13 protein-coding genes are annotated in these 17150 nt (G+C 37.9%); 3 read left to right on the top strand and 10 right to left on the bottom strand.

Annotation, left to right across the window (positions count from 1 at the left end; translation table 11 throughout):
* Positions 1–83: 83 nt before the first annotated feature.
* The 3 genes from K8P02_RS15830 to K8P02_RS15820 all read left to right on the top strand — a co-directional run bounded on the left by K8P02_RS15830 (position 84) and on the right by K8P02_RS15820 (position 5655).
* Positions 84–623: a hypothetical protein gene (locus K8P02_RS15830; RefSeq protein ID WP_007487381.1), complete on the top strand. Its 540-nt coding sequence runs from the start codon at positions 84–86 to the stop codon at positions 621–623.
* Positions 624–1394: 771 nt separating this feature from the next.
* Positions 1395–3407, top strand: coding sequence for a glycoside hydrolase family 2 protein (locus tag K8P02_RS15825; protein ID WP_025866948.1), 2013 nt, complete (start codon positions 1395–1397; stop codon positions 3405–3407).
* A 16-nt stretch (positions 3408–3423) separates the two neighbouring features.
* Positions 3424–5655 carry a GH92 family glycosyl hydrolase gene (locus tag K8P02_RS15820; RefSeq protein ID WP_025866949.1) on the top strand — a complete coding sequence of 744 codons (2232 nt, stop codon included), beginning with the start codon at positions 3424–3426 and terminating at the stop codon, positions 5653–5655.
* Positions 5656–5857: 202 nt separating this feature from the next.
* Here the strand turns inward: K8P02_RS15820 and K8P02_RS15815 are convergent, their stop codons facing one another.
* The 10 genes from K8P02_RS15815 to K8P02_RS15770 form a co-directional block, all read right to left on the bottom strand.
* Positions 5858–6595, bottom strand: a complete 738-nt coding sequence (locus K8P02_RS15815; RefSeq protein ID WP_155921424.1) for a hypothetical protein — start codon at positions 6593–6595, stop codon at positions 5858–5860.
* Between the two features lie 22 nt (positions 6596–6617).
* Positions 6618–7112 carry a hypothetical protein gene (locus K8P02_RS15810; RefSeq protein WP_025866951.1) on the bottom strand — a complete coding sequence of 165 codons (495 nt, stop codon included), beginning with the start codon at positions 7110–7112 and terminating at the stop codon, positions 6618–6620.
* Positions 7113–7176: 64 nt separating this feature from the next.
* Positions 7177–7713 carry a hypothetical protein gene (locus K8P02_RS15805; RefSeq protein ID WP_025866952.1) on the bottom strand — a complete coding sequence of 179 codons (537 nt, stop codon included), beginning with the start codon at positions 7711–7713 and terminating at the stop codon, positions 7177–7179.
* A gap of 219 nt (positions 7714–7932) precedes the next feature.
* Positions 7933–8343 (bottom strand): hypothetical protein, encoded by a 411-nt coding sequence (locus K8P02_RS15800; RefSeq protein WP_025866953.1) that lies wholly within the window; start codon positions 8341–8343, stop codon positions 7933–7935.
* A 325-nt stretch (positions 8344–8668) separates the two neighbouring features.
* On the bottom strand, positions 8669–8902 hold the full coding sequence (locus K8P02_RS15795) for a hypothetical protein (RefSeq protein WP_025866954.1): 234 nt from the start codon (positions 8900–8902) through the stop codon (positions 8669–8671).
* Complete coding sequence (locus K8P02_RS15790) at positions 8899–9360, bottom strand: Imm26 family immunity protein (protein ID WP_007487376.1); 462 nt, start codon at positions 9358–9360, stop codon at positions 8899–8901. The genes K8P02_RS15795 and K8P02_RS15790 overlap by 4 nt, the downstream gene beginning before the upstream one ends.
* Before the next feature lie 18 nt (positions 9361–9378).
* Entirely contained in the window at positions 9379–9828 is a 450-nt protein-coding gene (locus K8P02_RS15785; protein WP_025866956.1) for a GIY-YIG nuclease family protein, read from the bottom strand.
* Between the two features lie 286 nt (positions 9829–10114).
* Positions 10115–10483, bottom strand: a complete 369-nt coding sequence (locus K8P02_RS15780; protein ID WP_025866957.1) for a hypothetical protein — start codon at positions 10481–10483, stop codon at positions 10115–10117.
* 206 nt (positions 10484–10689) lie between these two features.
* Positions 10690–13938 (bottom strand): DUF6443 domain-containing protein, encoded by a 3249-nt coding sequence (locus K8P02_RS15775; protein WP_223381516.1) that lies wholly within the window; start codon positions 13936–13938, stop codon positions 10690–10692.
* Between the two features lie 32 nt (positions 13939–13970).
* Positions 13971–17132, bottom strand: a complete 3162-nt coding sequence (locus K8P02_RS15770; RefSeq protein ID WP_025866958.1) for a hypothetical protein — start codon at positions 17130–17132, stop codon at positions 13971–13973.
* Positions 17133–17150: the final 18 nt, after the last annotated feature.

The following is a 17150-nucleotide window of genomic DNA, read 5'->3' as shown; positions in this document are numbered from 1 at the left end:
TGTTTCATTTCATCGGTAGTACAATAGAATGTATTACCAGTTATTTAATTACTGTTTTACTAATAATTTAAATTTATAATAATATGACAACTCCAGCTATTGATGCAACTATTTTTGCGTCATCTCATCCTGATATTGCAAAGCGTACAAGTGTTTCCGGACTTATTTTTTCCGGTATTATGTTACTAATCGGTGTACTGGCATTTATTTCTACTTTTGAGATGGAAGATCGTTCTTCTACTTTGAGCATGGGATTGATGGTTTTAGGTACCGGATTATTTTTAATTGGGATTTTTCGTCTTTTCTGGAAATCAAAGGAAGTGGTTTATTTGCCTACGGGAAGTATAGCAAAAGAACAGAGTGTCTTCTTTGATCTGAAGTATATGGATCAGTTGAAAGAGATTGTAAAGTTGGGAACTTTCTCTGCCGATACAAACTTAAAAGGTGGGACAAGTGGTAATCTTCGTATGGACATAATTCTTTCTGAAGATAAGAAGTTTGCAGCAGTACAGCTGTTTCAGTTTGTACCTTATACTTATAATCCAATAACTTCGGTGCAGTATTTTACTAATGGAGAAGCATCGGCCGTTGCTGATTTTCTTTCAAAATGTAGATTACATTAAATTCTTATATTGAGTGATTTATTTTTTTGAGAAGGTATAGGCTAAGAGCTTTATTATATTTCTTTTATAATAGAGATTGCGTCTTGCCTGCCATCTCCTTTTCACGAACGGATAATGATTTTCCCTTCGAACTTTAAAATCCAAATGTTTTTTCGTGTTGGATATAATTAATATTAGTTCGTTAGGATGTTCTTTCCTATTACAAGTATAGGATCTAAATTATATTTAACTTAGCTTTAGCAATCTTATGTAACTATAGTGGTGGTTGCATGAGATTGCTTTTTACTAATGCATTTCGGATATTTATTATTATTTTGTCATTTGTTGATGAAGGTTTTATTATGATTTATCTTTTTGGATGAATGTAGATATCTATAAAAGCATCTGAGTTTTTTTATTTTGTATAGTAATTCATGTGTTATTGAATGGTGGTACTTTCGTATTTGATGATATCTTTAATTTGTCCCGCACTTTTTATTATCAGTTTTTTGGATTAATTCCTATTGCTAATTGTTAATGTTTATATTTAGTCCCATCCTTAACAATAACTCTTAGTAACAATCTCTCAGTCTACAAGAGAAAAAGAGAAGGTTATAATTGTTGTAAAATATAGAATGTTCGTTTCACTTCCTGTCTTTTAAGTAGATTCCTTCTTGCTATAATACATCTGTGTTATAAATTGAATTGTTTGTAATTAGATGTTGGTGATATTCGCGGTATATTTGTCAGAGTATCTATTTTATAATTGTTATCTTAAAGCTATATGTACTTATGTATATACAAATGAAGCGAATGTTAGTTGGAATTTTATGTGCTTTTTCTTTTTTACAATCTTCTGCCCAGTTGCGGCAACAGTATATATTGAAAGATAATTGGGAATTCCGATCTGATAAATCGGGTGCTGATGCTATTTGGGAAAAAGTAACAGTTCCTCATTGCTGGAATGCGGAAGATGGTATAACTGCCGATTATTATCGTGGAACAACTCAATATCGTTATCACTTAAGCATATTACCGGAAATGTTGAAGAAACGTGTTTTTTTGCGTTTCGAGGCAGTTAGTCAGGTTGCAGATATTTTTATTAATGGAATAAAAGTTGGTACACACAAAGGAGCATTCAATGCTTTCTGTTTTGAAATAACCTCTTTGTTGAAGAAAGGAGACAATCTTTTAGAGGTCAAAGTATCGAATAGTCCAGATAATGATATTGCTCCTCTAGCTGGAGATTTTACTGTTTTTGGGGGGATTTATCGTCCTGTATCATTACTCTTATTGCCTAAGACGTGTATAACTCCATTAGATTATGCTTCTTCTGGGATTTATATTCATCAGGATCAGGTCGATTCAAAACGGGCTGAGTTATCCATTGTGACAAAAGTTAATAGTAGTCAGCCCGGGAAAGCATTATCTGTTAGAACCAGTGTGTTTAATGCCCAGGGGAAAGCAATAGGTAGTACCACAACTACTAATAAGTCATATGTAAAAGGAGAAACGGCTAAGTTTATTAATAAGCTGAATATAGATCGTCCTATCTTATGGGATGGGTGTAAATCCCCCTATTTGTACCGTGTCTTTGTAGAGGTGTTGAAAGGTGATGCGGTTGTGGATACACTATCCCAATATACTGGATTGAGATACTATACTGTTGATGCGGAAAAAGGCTTTTTCCTGAATGGTAAACCTTATAAAATTAAAGGTGTAAACAGACATCAGGACCGGGAAGGTAAAGGATGGGCTATATCGAATGAAGATCATAACGAAGATATGGATCTGATTAAAGAAATAGGAGCTACCGGAATCAGGTTGGCACACTATCCGCATGCCGATTATTTCTATTCTTTATGTGATCGGGAAGGTATGTTGGTCTGGGCGGAAATTCCCCTTATCGGTAAGGCAAATACCAGTTCTGCTTTTACGGAGAATATAAAGTTACAACTCACGGAATTGATTCGACAGAATTTTAACCATCCATCTATTTTTTGCTGGAGTCTGTTTAACGAATTGTCTGAAGGCGAGGTCAAGAATTTGATTGGAGAGTTAAATGATCTGGCTCATCAGGAAGATCCGGGACGTTTGACAGTAGCTGCTGCTAACATAGAGAACAGGCCGGAGAATAAAGTCACAGATATTATGGCTTACAATACTTATCCGGGATGGTACTGGGCTCAGCCTTCCATGATGAAATCTTCGGTAGCACATTGGAACCGTTTGGTTGGAAACAAAGGTATTGGTGTCAGTGAATATGGAGCTGGGGCTAACGTCTGGCATCACCAGCAGGATGTTAAATCGGCCCCAAGGACTGATGGGATTTTTCATCCGGAAGAGTGGCAGTCTATTGTACATGAACAAAATTATCAGGCAATAAGCGATTGTAACTTTGTCTGGGGATCTTTCGTCTGGAATATGTTTGATTTTGCAAGTGCTTCCAGGAATGAAGGAAATTTACCAGGACGAAACGATAAAGGTTTAGTAACCTACGACAGAAAGATCAAGAAAGATGCTTTTTATTTCTACAAGTCAGCTTGGGTGGAATCACCTGTTCTACATATTACAAGTAAAAGAGATGTGGCAAGGAGAGATTCGGTTACAGACGTAAAGGTATATTCCAATTGCGAAAATATTCGTTTGAAAGTGAATGGACAAGAGTGTGGAAATCCTATAAAGAGGCAAAATATTTATATTTGGCAAGGCATTGGTCTAAGGAAAGGCGAAAACCAGATTGAAGTTTGTGGTGATAGAGATCGTCATGTTTTATCTGAAAAATGTAATTGGATTCTTTTATAATGTAATAATCAGCATCATGGGAAAATATCTGTTTTTAATTCTAATATTTTGTATAAATCCGATTTATTCATATAGCCAGAATGTAGTAGATCTGGTAAACCCGCTTATTGGAACGGCCATTAAGGGTGAGGGAGGTACGGTACCTTTTGTGGGTCCTCCTTTTGCAATGACCAATTTTTTACCTCAAACCAGGGAGAATAAAATGGGAAGTATGGCGTATGTTTACGATGATGAGTCTATAATGGGCTTTTTAGGATCTCATCAACCAACTATATGGATGGGAGATTATGGATATGTATCAGTTATGCCACAAATCGGAGAGGAGATAAGAGTACTTCCGGAAGATCGAAAAATGAATTTTAGTCATAAGGATGAGAAGGTCTCTCCCTATTATTACTCTGTTACTTTAACCGATAAACAGAATAACCGGATTTTTACGGAGATGACTGCTTCCGGGCGTTGTGCGATTCTGAATTTTCGTTTTCCTAAAAATAAAACTCCCCGGTTGATTATTCAGGGTATAAATTTGAATCCACAGTTGAACGATTGGTGTAATCATTATAATCAGCGTCTCCAGAAAATCAAAGGCTGGATGAAGATTGATACACTGAATAATGAAATTGTGGGGTATAATCCAGACAGGCAGTCGGCTCAGTTAGGGCCAGACTTACCCAACTTTAAAGGTTATTTTGTCATTCGTTTCAATTGTGATATAAAGGATTTTGGTTGTTGGAATGATTCTATTCTTTATCCGGGAGCCGAGGAGCTATATGGTACACGTATGGGAGCATATATTAATTTCTCTCAAAAGGATAAGGAAATAAAGGCTCAGATAGCTACCTCTTTTATAAGTCTGGAGCAAGCCCGCTTGAATTTACAGCGTGAAATACCTGGATGGAGTTTAAAACAGGTATATGAGAATACTAAAAAAGAATGGAATGATAAATTATCCCGGTTAACTATCAAAGGAGGAAGCGAAAGAGATGCCCGTATTTTTTATACGGCACTGTATCATTCTTATCTTTTCCCTCGCGAGTTTTCTGAATATGGAAGATATTACAGTGCATTTGACGACCGGATTCATGAGGGTATTTCGTATAATGATTATTCTTTATGGGATACATTCAGAGCTTTTCATCCCCTGATGACGTTGCTGGAACCACAGTTAACCGGTGACTGGATCACTTCATTATTGCAAATGTATAAAGAAGGCGGCTGGCTTCCTATGTGGCCTAATCCAACCTATACCAATATTATGATAGCCACTCATGCGGATGCAGTTATTGCAGATGCCTATATGAAAGGGATTCGTAACTTTGATGTCAATCTGGCCTATGAAGCTATACGAAAAGATGCAATGGTTCCTCCTGATTGCGATACAAACAGAAAATACGGTGACCGTGATTATTGGACTTCTTATGAAGGACGTGCAGGAACAAGTTATTACCATTCGATAGGATATGTGCCGGATGATAAAACAGCCGAATCGGTTTCAAGGACACTGGAATATGCATATGATGACTGGTGTGTAGCACAAATGGCGAAATCGTTAGGGAAGATGGAAGATTATGCCCATTTGATGCGATTTAGTGGAAATTATAAAAACTTATACAATCCTGAGAAAGGTTTTTTCTTGCCTCGTAACTATGATGGAACCTGGATTGATCTGGATGATAATTCACGGCATGGATTGACGGAAGGTTCGAAGTGGACTTATTTGTTTTGTGTCCTTCAGGATATTCCCGGAATGATTGATTTGATGGGAGGACCACAGGCTTTTTCTGATAAGTTGGATCGGAATTTTGAAGAAGATCATTATAAGCATGATAATGAGCCAGGCCATCATTATATCTATTTATATAATTACTGTAATGAGCCCTGGAAGACCCAGGAGTTAGTACGGAAGCATGTAAAGCTGAACTATAAAGATACTCCTGATGGTGTAAACGGAAATGATGATTGTGGGCAAATGTCTGCCTGGTATCTTTTTTCTGTTATGGGATTTTATCCTGTAACTCCCGGGAGTAATGAGTTTGCCATAGGTGCTCCTCAATTTTCAGAAATTAAAATTCGGTTGAAAGATCATGATCTGTTAATAAAAGCAGATAATCTTTCGGAGGAGAATAAATATGTCCAATCCGTGTTTTTGGACGGAAAGAAAATTCTGAAACCATTTGTTGATTATTTTGATCTGATAGGTGCTAAGGAGATTCGCTTTGTTATGAACGATCGTCCTGGTGTGTATTGATAAGTAGCTGATAAATAAGGTATCGGGGCATACTTTGTTTCATGCTGAAGAAAATTTTGTTTCATACCGGGAAATACTTTGTTTCGAGGCATGAAACAGAGGATATCTTACCGGGATATAATCCGATTCCCGGTAGGATTGAATTCTGTAGTTTTATTCACACAATATTGTGTATAGTATCAGGATATTTACTGGAGTATTCCTAAAAAACGTTTTCCACTGATTCTATAAATTGTATCGTTTGCATATCCCTGTTTAACAAAAATGTATCTAAAGCATATGCTAACTCTTTTAAGTATTTGTTTTTGTAAATACTAATATCTGTAAGGCAATATGATTGATACCCAGTATTTATGTTATATCTCAAAATGGTAGTTTTTATAGGTTGTGATTGTTTATTGGGATAATATTTTTGATGAGTTTTATTTCTTAGCTCATAAAAAACTTCTTCATCATCAAAATCCATTGGCATAGAGACACCAAGCGAGTCAAATAAACAATAAAAGTTTTTTTGCTCACGATAATCGTCTTTCATTTTACAATAATCATAGTCTAATAAAAAAGCCTTTTTACCTTTCCATAGAATTTGTAATATTCCATTCTTTCTTTCGAAAAACAGATGCTGATTATTTTTTAAAAGAAACCCAAGAAGAGATTCTACACCTGTTCCATTTGTATTTCTTTTCCCAGCCTTTTCATAGTCGGTAAAGGACTGAAAGCGAAAATCATTGGCACTATTAGTTATTCTCCAACAATAGGTATAAAGGTTCTCTATATTAGGATAGTCTAAATAGTTACAGTAATACATTTTAATATACCGCGACATGTCATATATTGCATCATGAGAAGTATAATTAGCCTGCGCGGAATCAGGTAAAGAGCTTTTGCAACTAAATAAGCTCGATAAGGGAAATAATATTATCAATAAATACTTTTTCATTTCTTTCACCTCCAAATAAATTTTATAATATCAATTTACTAACAAAGCTCTTAGTATAGGTTGTTAAGCTAAATATATCCCATGCCGATTCTACATATTTCCCCGTCGGATCTTTATACCTCACCGGATAGTACTCCTCGCACAGCGGGTCTACCTGATTAAAACGGTTCATGATGGCATACATTGCACGTGCGCCAAAGTAATATTTATCCAAGTAATTCGTACTCATGAATTCTTTGCCACCCAGACCAAACGGATAAGTGGTATAAGGCTTTCTATCCATTATGCCGGATGGATAATAACTGGGATATCCGAAAGCTTTTTTACTTCCGATCTCATATTCCCAAGTACAACCGATGTGGTCTTTGACGGCATAATAATTTCTATAACCGGTGCGATTATACAAATTCAAATAGCCATCCAAAGTGGTGACTTGTCTCAATTTCTCGGCAGCGTAATAGTAATCTTCGCTCCAATCATTGATTCCGGTGATATAGGGATCGGTGTTGCTTACCATTGTATCTAAAGGGGAGTTGGTTTAGTAGGGTAAGAACCATAAGAATCACGCACCTTGTGGCCAGTTAATGTCCTCTAAGTTTAAATTCTCCGCGCTCAAAATGTTCAATCACAGTAGGCGTTGTATAATTGATACCAAAATTATCTGGTCCAAAGTCATATTTTACTAAGAAATGTTTTTTGAAATCCCGATAGATTTTCATAGCCCACTTTACATACTCTTCATCTTTCTTGATAAAATTCCAAGCAGGTCTATCAAAATATTGTTTGGTAAAATAAAAGCGAGATGGAGGGAGTAATTGGTCTTTTGTGATTTTCCTAAAGTCAAATTGAATTATAAGTTCTTTATCACAGTTTGCATAGTATGTAAGTTCTCCTGCAGAATCTAAATGGCCATTATATTCAAATAGTCCAACCCATTTAGGTAAGGTTAAAAAGACTTGGCCATGGTTTGATATATATTCAGCATTAAGCTTCACTATGATATGATCTAAATCTGAACTATATGATTTTACACATACAATATCACGTTCTTCTAACCATTGCTGTATACCAGATAATTCTTCCGGTAATACATAAAAATTAATTTGTGATGATAACATATTATATTTTTTTTATTATAAGAGCTTGTTTAAATTTTGCTCGCCACTGTTTTGAGATTTGTTTTCGAGGATATTTTTCAGCTTTTATAAGGAGCATAGCGGACTATGTGACGAATAAAAACTGAAAAATAGACCGAAAAGAAAATCAAAACAGGTCGATAAAGCCTATATAAAAATTATTTCAGGAAAATTTAAACAGGCTCTAAGCATTGTTAAGGATTATGTTTGTTTTTCTTTTTTATAACGTTCTGTTATATTTGTAATTTTATATCCACTGAAAACTCCAAATATTAATAGCATAACAAAACTGAATACTATTGAAATTTTATCTAGCCTTAGAATTATATATAAACAAAAATACCAAACAAAAACTTGCTTTATTATGATGCCCGAATTGAGATAAAGAATATATTTAATGCCCGTTCCTTTATGCCAAATTGCAGATTTACTATCAATGGGGTCAATTATGCCTGCAATAACCATCCCAATGGCACCCACTAACATAACAATTCTTACAATAAATATATATGGAATTGAATCCACATAATCTCTGAAAACAGAAATACAAATCATAATAAAACACATTGGTAATGTGATTCTATTTATAAAATAGAGAAAAGATTTTTTCATAATCTTAATTAATTTAATATTCAGTTGAAAAACTGATACAAAATATTACCATCTTGCTTATTTTGATTTCCTTTAGTTTGTTCTTGTCTTACTTCATTAGCATCTTTGCTCGGGTCTGGATTGGTTAATTGAACTCCAATTTCTGTACCTTTTGAATTTTAACGAATCATTGATATAATGTATGGCTATTCAATAATCTCAAAATAAAAATCAAGACAATTAAATTTTATATAACCAACCGGAGAAAAATCAAATTTAAACTCTATAGTATAAAGGTGTCTCTTATCATCATAGTTATAAGAAAAAGATGTTATTTCCAACCCTCCTATGGTATAAGGAGCTTTAAATTCAAAGCAAAATCTAAAGAAAAACAAATGTGCGTTTTAATCGCCATGAAATCAAAGTCGTTACACATATTTTCTTGTCCATTCCAGTTTATGTCAATCTTCAGGTTAGTAGGGTGACCATCATTATCGTCAATCCACTTAAATCCGTTAATAAAACTTTCATCTAAAATGAGATGATCTATTTCTCTGTTTTTGTAAACAAGTTTTTTCATTTTATTTTCATTGATTCAACCCAAAAATTCGGCACTCCATTGTAATGATCTATAATTCTCTCTTCTACAGCATGGGCCTCCCATACAGCACATATTTCCAATCCCTCACATTCCTCTCTGGTAGCTTTTGTCACTTCTCCTGTATTGGGATTATATAATTCGAACTGTGTTTCATTCAGTGCATCTTGTATACATTGCATTGGAAGAATTTTAAGATCTTCTCGGATAGGTAGTTTTCCTACTTTCAACCAAAGTCCGGTTGATATTACATCCCTATACACCGATACTATAAATAATACCGGTTTTTCTAACAAAATACTCAGATCTTCTAATTCAGGATCTTTGGTGTAAATATCAAAAAAAGCGATACCGTTTTCCAATAGTTGTGCATAGTTATAATACCCGTTTTTCAGGTCAATCTTCACTATTGATCCGGGGGTTCTTCTTTGTCTTTTCATCTTAATTTCAAATTTAAATTATGGTAATCCAAACTGTTTTGTTGCTTCTTCCAAATATTGATCTATTTTGGGATTGGTGGGGCTTACTCCATTGATTGTATTCCCGGATGTGCCTCCTTGCGATTTTGCTCCTCCGTTCTTTTCAATCATCTGCTGTTCCCTCCCTCTGATAGCATCCGGATTCGAGGATGTTTTATCTATCTTTGCAGTACCAAATCCCTCTTTATTCTTATGGTGATTTCTATCTCGATTTTCAATATTCTTTTGGGGGGTATTTGTTCCACTTGTTCGTCCTGTATATACCTCTCCTGTCTGGCGATTTATTTTTGTGTATGTTTGATATGTTTTTTTTGCTGTGGTGGTTTTATCTACTGCCTTAACTGCATCCGTCGCCTTATCCAACGCCCTGATTCCCTTAGCCGCCGCACCTACCCCTCCCGGTATTCCTGGCAAGATGACAGCCACCATATCTACCCCTAAACCATCTATAACCGTCGCACCAACATTACCCGCGCTAACATTGCTAACAAAACTTTCAACACCCGTGACAAGGCTAAATATATTCCATGCTGATTCTTATATTATTGGGTGTATGAATACACTATATATTTCATCCATAACAGAGGGGGAATAGCAAGGTGGCGACCGAGACGTTTACATTATACAGAGATCCATTTTAACTTGCGAAACTTGAATAAATCCCTATTGAGATAGTCAACTATACACAGTGTAAAACGCTATTACATAGATAACTTTAAATAATAACAAAAGAAAAATTGTTGCAATTAAAGTTGATAATTCCTTTTTTACCAAATTTAAACTGAAAATTTACATTATATGTTCCATCTTCATTTTTTAGATAAGAGAAATCATAAATACCTAACCTACCTATTTGATTACTGCAATCTAAATGAATTTTCAGATCAGTAACAAATTCAAATATCATTTGTGTATTTATATTAAGAAAATCATAGTCATTTTTCAAATCCTCCTGTCCATTCCAATCTATTATTATTTTTAGATCTAGTCCATGTAATCCTAACCAACTTATAGATTCAATAGTACTTTCATTTATAATAATAGAATCAACTTCTTCGTTTTTGTATATATTCTTTTTTGTCATAATGGTGATATTTAGTGATGTAAATTTAATACTAAAATAAGTTTTACTATAATTAATGTGAGCTAAGTTTTAAAATAAAAGTGTTTTTTGGGGTATATAAGGGAAAGGAATGTAGAAAAACTTACTTTTCTTTTTAACTTTTTCTGTTTATAAGTTGGAATCATAATCATTGTATTAATTGCATTTGAACTTTTAAAAACGTAATCTCATTTAGTTCTTGTAGCTATTCCATCCCATATGCGCATCATCTCGTCATAGGTCGGTATATGGCTTGTATTCTCATCAGCTCCAGAAAACACCTTGCCTGTGTCTGGATTTCTATTTTTATAAGGTTCATGCGTGTGTGTCGTCCCATGATCTGTTTGAGTTTTTTTATCAAAATGTGTCTTATTTTGTAGTATATCTGTTCGGCTGCCATCAGGATGTGTATATGATCCCTTGGATGTCGTTTTTGTATCAATTAAACTGCCATTAGTATCGCCAATGAATCTTGCTTTACCTGAGCGTGAGGCCTTACCCACTGCTTTACCGCTATCAACGGTTTTATCAACCGCCTTTACCGCATCCGTCGCCTTATCCAGCGCCCTGATTCCCTTAGCCGCCGCACCTACTCCTCCCGGTATTACCGGCAATACAACGGCTGCAGCATCTACCACTACGCCTAAACCATCTACAATTGCAGCACCAACATTCCCCGCACTAACATTGCTAACAAAACTTTCAACACCGGTGAGAAGGCTAAATATATCCCATGCCGATTCTACATATTTCCCCGTGGGGTCTTTATACCTCACCGGATTATTCAATGCATACGCATACGGACTCACCGAATAGTACTCCTCGCACAGCGGGTCTACCTGATTAAAACGGTTCATGATGGCATACATTGTACGCGCGTCAAAGTAATATTCATCCAGACAATTCGTGCTCATGAATTCTTTGCCACCCAACCCAAACGGATAAGTGATATCAGGCTTTCTATCCATTATACCGGATGGATAATAGCTGGGATATCCGAAAGGTTTTTTACTCCCTTTCTCGTATTCCCAAGTACAACCGATATGGTCTTTGACGGCATAATAATTTCTATAACCGGTGCGTTCATATAAATTCAAATAGCCATCCAAAGTGGTGACACGTCTCAATTTTCCGGCAGCGTAATAGTAATCTTCACTCCAGTCATTGATTCTGGTGATATAAGGATCGGTATTGTTTACTACCGTATCCAAAGGGGTAGTCGGTTTTGTAGGGTAGGAGCCATACGAATCACGCACCTTACGGCCATCCGCCATATAGGAAAAAGTGAGAAGGTTTCCATCGGTGAAAGCAACCACTTCCGGCAGATTCAGGATATTATTCTTGATCTTTCCAATCCGATTATCAAGGTTCTTCACCAAATTGCCATTGCTGTCGTAAAAATACTCAACTTCAGCATTTCTGTCATTGGGATAACGAAGATTATAATAATTAAACCCCATAGATCGGCAATTGTCCGTTGCAGACTTGATCTGATTACCCTGATATATGACTGACAAAAGATTCAAATGTCCCGGATAATACGGATCATGAAAAGCACGCTCATAGTTCAGAAGGTTACCCATCTTGTCATAAGAAAAGTTCTCGAAATCTTCCGTCGGTGTACCATCCATCTTATATCTGCGTGTGCTCAGCAAACGATTGAGTCCGTCGTACGTGAAACGAGCTACCGGAATCTTATTTACCGAATTTGACAGGCAGGGAATATTCCCGTTATACAAAGGGGTTACCCCCTGCGGAAGATCTTCATTGTAGTAAATCTTCTCTCTCATGCCCGGTTCGTTGATCTCCGTAGGCCACCCCCTGACATTGTATTTATAACTTGCCGTATCAGCGTGATTGTGGATCAACTTCGTTTCTAAACGTCCTACCTCGTCATACCGATAATCTGCCATCAATACACGGGGATCACTGTCGAATGTATGATACAATTTCGATACACGCCCGGCAGGGGCATACTCATACTCATACGTGGTTACATGGCTGGCAACTCCCGTAGAGCCGGAAGCAGCGTCCGGATAAATACTTGTATGTTCCTTACGAACAGAAACAGGCTGATCGGTAAAATTGTAATTAGTGAAGGTATAGTTCTTGAAACCAAAAGCGGAATTTGCCGTACGCTGTACTTCACGACCCCGCCGGTCGTAATAGTAGGCGATGTAGTCCTTTTTAGAGGGATCATTCAATAGTGCGACAACCTGCCCGGTAAGTTTCCCGTACGAGGACTTTGGCGAGGACGCAAAAGAGGAATAATAACCCGGGCGGTTTTGAGAACCGATAAACTCACTAAAGATATTGGTATAGTCATAGTCGTCATAATAGTTAATAATCAGTGGGGTGCATCGGAGGCTGATTTGTGCTACCGAAGAATACCCATAATTTTCCATAGGTGTTTGAGCCCCTGTATATCCAACAGATAGTACCTTGTTCTGGCAGAATGTTATCCAGTATTGGTGACTACTGGGTGATTTAAAAAATCCCCAGATAACCTGTCGTCCCAAGTGATCATATTGATAAGACTGCCACCGTTTTACCTCTCTGTCGTTGCCGTCTTGCTTAAGCACCATGCGGTCGGATTTGTCATAGACGTAGTAGATCGGTGCGCAGCCCGGAAGTTTCTTTTCGATGCAACGGTCCCTCCCGTCATATCGGTATATATATCCATACAATTGGATAGGTTCGCTCTGACTGCAAAGCCAACTTTCCACAGCGGTAAGCGCATCGGCGGCGGAAGGGGGGAGGACGATTCGTTTGCGCCCTCTGTCGTCATAAACGATATAGGTGTCATGGGCAACGGTTCCATTCATTTGGCGGGTTAAAACTAAACGTCCGGAAGAATCAGAAAAAGTGTAAGTGATATGTCCATCCTCATCCGTGACTTGGGTGATGGTTAGCTCGCCGGGTATATAATTGCCGGAACGGGTAAGCTTTATATCACGATCCAGCTCTTCCACCTGGTAATAGGAGCAGGACAGAACCCCCGACGCTTTGTTGACCAGATAGGCATATTTCACCGCCTTTCCGTTCTCTTGCCAGGTCTGTCCGGGTCCATATGCTTCACGGACCCGGTTCAACTCGGAGTTTTCGTATACCGTGTAATGATAGGGATTGGTATCCGCATAAAAATCAGTATTCCCGGCGGGACGGGGAAGGAACTCCATCGTTTTCCGGAAAAAGCCATCATAGCCAATGGGAGTCTGTAGGTCTTTTCCTTGTGGGGTGGCACCTACTTCCAGTGTTTCGTATTCCAGGCCGAAAGAGTCGTAGTATGTTACTGTTTCGCGTGAACGGCTACCGTCCTCCTCTGTCATCAGATGAGTTTGCACATAATGTTTGTTTTTGTTCTGAGCCTTTAGCAGAGAAGGCAGAGACAGGGATATGCACAAAAGTAGAAGTGTAAAATGAATGGTTCGATTCATGTTGATTTACTTTTATTGATTATACTTTTATACTATAGATGATAACCGGGAGTATTGTATGTGAATGTGGAAATAGTCTTTTCAACTCCATCTTCAAGGATATACGAACGAATAAGACGTCCCCAGTAATCATACTCAAAATAGGTATTAACTCCATCGGCACCTCTGATGGAGGAAACTCCTATCAAGGGCCGATAGGTATATAAAGTGCTATGCGGGAGGTTGGTGCCGGATAGGGCGAAGATATCGGGCTGCCCTTGTGCCTCCAACTGTGTAAGCCATGCCCGATCTTTATTGAGTGCGGAAAGTACTTTGTCAATGGAGGCGTTTTCTACCTTAAAGACAGGATACTGATTGTAATACGACCAAATATAACTGGTGTAAATTTTGCCATCGGAAGTGACCGAACTGATATTCCCAAAATCATTGTAGGTGTATTTGAGGCGATCTTCGTATTGGGATAATGTTGGATTCCAAGCTTGAACGGTGTAAATATTGAGCCCCGAATACTTGTTTCGTAAAGAGGTCATATCTTTTCCACAAACGCGTTTATAAATCAACAATTTATTGATCGCATTGCATGACAATAGGAAGTCTTGTCCCAAATTGTCTGTTATATTCTTCTTGGCCTCTTCAGGGTATATAAACTGTTCTATAATCTCACTGTTGCCTGTTCGGGTTCGGGTCCATAGTGGGTTTAAGTGGTTGGTTGCATAAAGAGTACCTCCATTTAAGCCTGAATCAAATCCATCGTATACATCACTACTGTCGGGATGATAAACATGCTCGCGAGTCAGGATACTTGTCTCGCCTGTATCCGAAAAACGGGTAGTGCGTTCACGCTTCAAACGGGAAGCGCCTCGTTCTTTCATCCACGTATAATCTTTATATAATTCTTGAGGACGACTATCATACTCCTGAACGTTACAAACACGAGTCTTATAAGGCCGTCCAAAAACAACTGCGAAAGTATAATCATTATCCTCTTTGAATGGCTTTTGGTAAATGGAATATTCGTATTCGTGCTTTTCTACCAACGTATCTCCGCTGTATATCTCTTTCTTGATAAGGTGCCCATAGCGTAAAGCATCTTCGCCTTTGTCGGGATCAAAGGGTTTTGAAATATCCTGGCGAACTTGTCTCGGAGAGAAAGGATCCTGCGGAATGCCACCATATAAATCCCACTCAGGAGCACTGAAATGATAGTCTGTACGAATTTCTGCTCCATCGGCGATCACTTGTTCCCTCACATAAGGATAAATCACTGAATTACCATTGCCGAACGAGATATTGGAAACAGGAGTCGCGCCCCATGTATGTGTGCGACAAAGATTTCTTTCGCCGAGATGGTCAATAGTCAGTCGCTCTTGTTCCGTACAATAATCTCGTTGAGTTACTGCTACCTTAGCTACACCAAGTCCGGTACCGTCATTGCCATATTTTCCTTCCGGAGCAGAAAGACCATACTGAAAATAACGATATCTGGAAAAGCCACCATGCATATCGCTCTCTCTAATCATGCTTACCCGCAGTCCTCCTGCCAAATAGACTTTCTTTTGATAATTCGCAGCACCACTGAATACCTTTCCGTACCGATTGGCTTCATAACTGAAGTTTGTACGTACTCCCTCCGGTGAGAAGATGTCGGTTAGGACGCCTGTTTTCATATAGTATTCATTGCATTCGCGGGCACTATCTCCATAATGGAAGTAATAATTGTCGTTTACATAATAACGACCGTAGGGAATAAAGAGTCGAGTGCCGTTGTTTAATTCATGTTGTCCATTATAATATCCCCAATGATCCATTGCCGAGCTGGATACAGGCTGAACATAATCAGGCTTATCATATAAAAAAGAATACAAACGACGCTCGGGATCTCTACCGGCAGTAACAGCGATTGAATCTAATTTTGTGAGTTCCGTGTATGCATTGTACCTGGAGATATAGAATTGAAATTTCCGGATAATACTTCCGTCTTTTGACTTGACTGTAATGCTACTTAGGTTGTCTTCCGGGTCCTGCTCAAATAAAACGATACCTCCGCCAAAGTCAATACGCGTTAGCTTGCGTTCGTCCACAAAGTCGGAATCGTAAGGATTGAAAATCGCATATTCCTGTTCGCTGGGATAAGATGAACTGAGTATCTCGACTTTTCCATCTGTGATATTTCCATAATAAACCCGACCTCTTTGCTTGATTAGTAGTCTATAGCCTCCATAATAATTAGAACGAGACATGGGGACATTCACACTGTCTGAACGACGTAAGAAAGTGTTCTCTTTTATTGGAAACCAAGTAGAATCAGATACAGAGCTTCTGCCGCTGCCAACATTATATTCCATTTTATCTTCCAATACAACATAATCAGAAGAATAGCTGGGATTAATTCGCTTTCGCTGTAAACTACTGTAACTAAATGATATACACGCTCTTGTCTGACGGGAATTAATGCTCTTACACAGCCAGCGGGTATTATAATTTCCGGTCTTCTCCGTATATCCGTCCATTTCTCCACCAAACTCATACCAGACACCATTTTCGTCCTCTATATCGACACCATTTTCGCCAATAAGTTCCCAACCGGAAATTTTTAGAGGCGTATACGGATAGATACCAAAGCCTGCATTGTACGGAGCATTGTTGTATCCCGTATATTTTACTCCTAAATAAAAAGTACCACTTCGGTTAGGTAATTTATAATAGAAATGATCGGGTTCGCTGTCACAATCCTTATCTTCAATTCGTCTGAAGAAGCGGGTTAGTTCATCGGAGTTACTGTTATTTTTGTTTTTAAGATATTCCAAGGTTCTGTATCCTCCGCGTTTTGCGTCATCCGGAATACCTTTGATTTCCCGCATGACGGAAGGCTCGGCATTTAATGTCCAGTTTGTACCCACCCAGCCGCTTAACTGATGGAGTTTAATTCCGGCAGAATGATAGGTCAAAGTGATAGGAAGCTCTAAATCGCCGGCTTTAATGGTATACAGCGGAATGGTGATATCGGCCAATCCTGTACTATGATTAACCGGATAGCAAATATATTTTTGTACAGCCGCCGCTTCTGGAGAGACAGGCGAAATCTGAGGTTGGGAGATTTTGATGGGATTATCGGCAGAGACTGTTTCGCAGAATCCTATACAGACGAACAATAAAAGAGTGGCGGTTTGATAAAGGCTTGATAAATTTTTCATAATAGTATTTGAATATAG

The sequence above is a fragment of the Bacteroides nordii genome (assembly GCF_019930665.1).
Lineage (GTDB): Bacteria > Bacteroidota > Bacteroidia > Bacteroidales > Bacteroidaceae > Bacteroides > Bacteroides nordii.
This window is presented reverse-complemented; position numbering and strand designations above follow the sequence as displayed.

Excerpts from the sequence above, each read along its gene's own strand:
- K8P02_RS15830 (WP_007487381.1), top strand. The coding sequence starts at position 84 with ATGACAACTCCAGCTATTGATGCAACTATTTTTGCGTCATCTCATCCT.
- K8P02_RS15825 (WP_025866948.1), top strand. The coding sequence starts at position 1,395 with ATGTATATACAAATGAAGCGAATGTTAGTTGGAATTTTATGTGCTTTT.
- K8P02_RS15820 (WP_025866949.1), top strand. The coding sequence starts at position 3,424 with ATGGGAAAATATCTGTTTTTAATTCTAATATTTTGTATAAATCCGATT.
- K8P02_RS15815 (WP_155921424.1), bottom strand. The coding sequence starts at position 6,595 with ATGAAAAAGTATTTATTGATAATATTATTTCCCTTATCGAGCTTATTT.
- K8P02_RS15810 (WP_025866951.1), bottom strand. The coding sequence starts at position 7,112 with ATGGTAAGCAACACCGATCCCTATATCACCGGAATCAATGATTGGAGC.
- K8P02_RS15805 (WP_025866952.1), bottom strand. The coding sequence starts at position 7,713 with ATGTTATCATCACAAATTAATTTTTATGTATTACCGGAAGAATTATCT.
- K8P02_RS15800 (WP_025866953.1), bottom strand. The coding sequence starts at position 8,343 with ATGAAAAAATCTTTTCTCTATTTTATAAATAGAATCACATTACCAATG.
- K8P02_RS15795 (WP_025866954.1), bottom strand. The coding sequence starts at position 8,902 with ATGAAAAAACTTGTTTACAAAAACAGAGAAATAGATCATCTCATTTTA.
- K8P02_RS15790 (WP_007487376.1), bottom strand. The coding sequence starts at position 9,360 with ATGAAAAGACAAAGAAGAACCCCCGGATCAATAGTGAAGATTGACCTG.
- K8P02_RS15785 (WP_025866956.1), bottom strand. The coding sequence starts at position 9,828 with ATGGTGGCTGTCATCTTGCCAGGAATACCGGGAGGGGTAGGTGCGGCG.
- K8P02_RS15780 (WP_025866957.1), bottom strand. The coding sequence starts at position 10,483 with ATGACAAAAAAGAATATATACAAAAACGAAGAAGTTGATTCTATTATT.
- K8P02_RS15775 (WP_223381516.1), bottom strand. The coding sequence starts at position 13,938 with ATGAATCGAACCATTCATTTTACACTTCTACTTTTGTGCATATCCCTG.
- K8P02_RS15770 (WP_025866958.1), bottom strand. The coding sequence starts at position 17,132 with ATGAAAAATTTATCAAGCCTTTATCAAACCGCCACTCTTTTATTGTTC.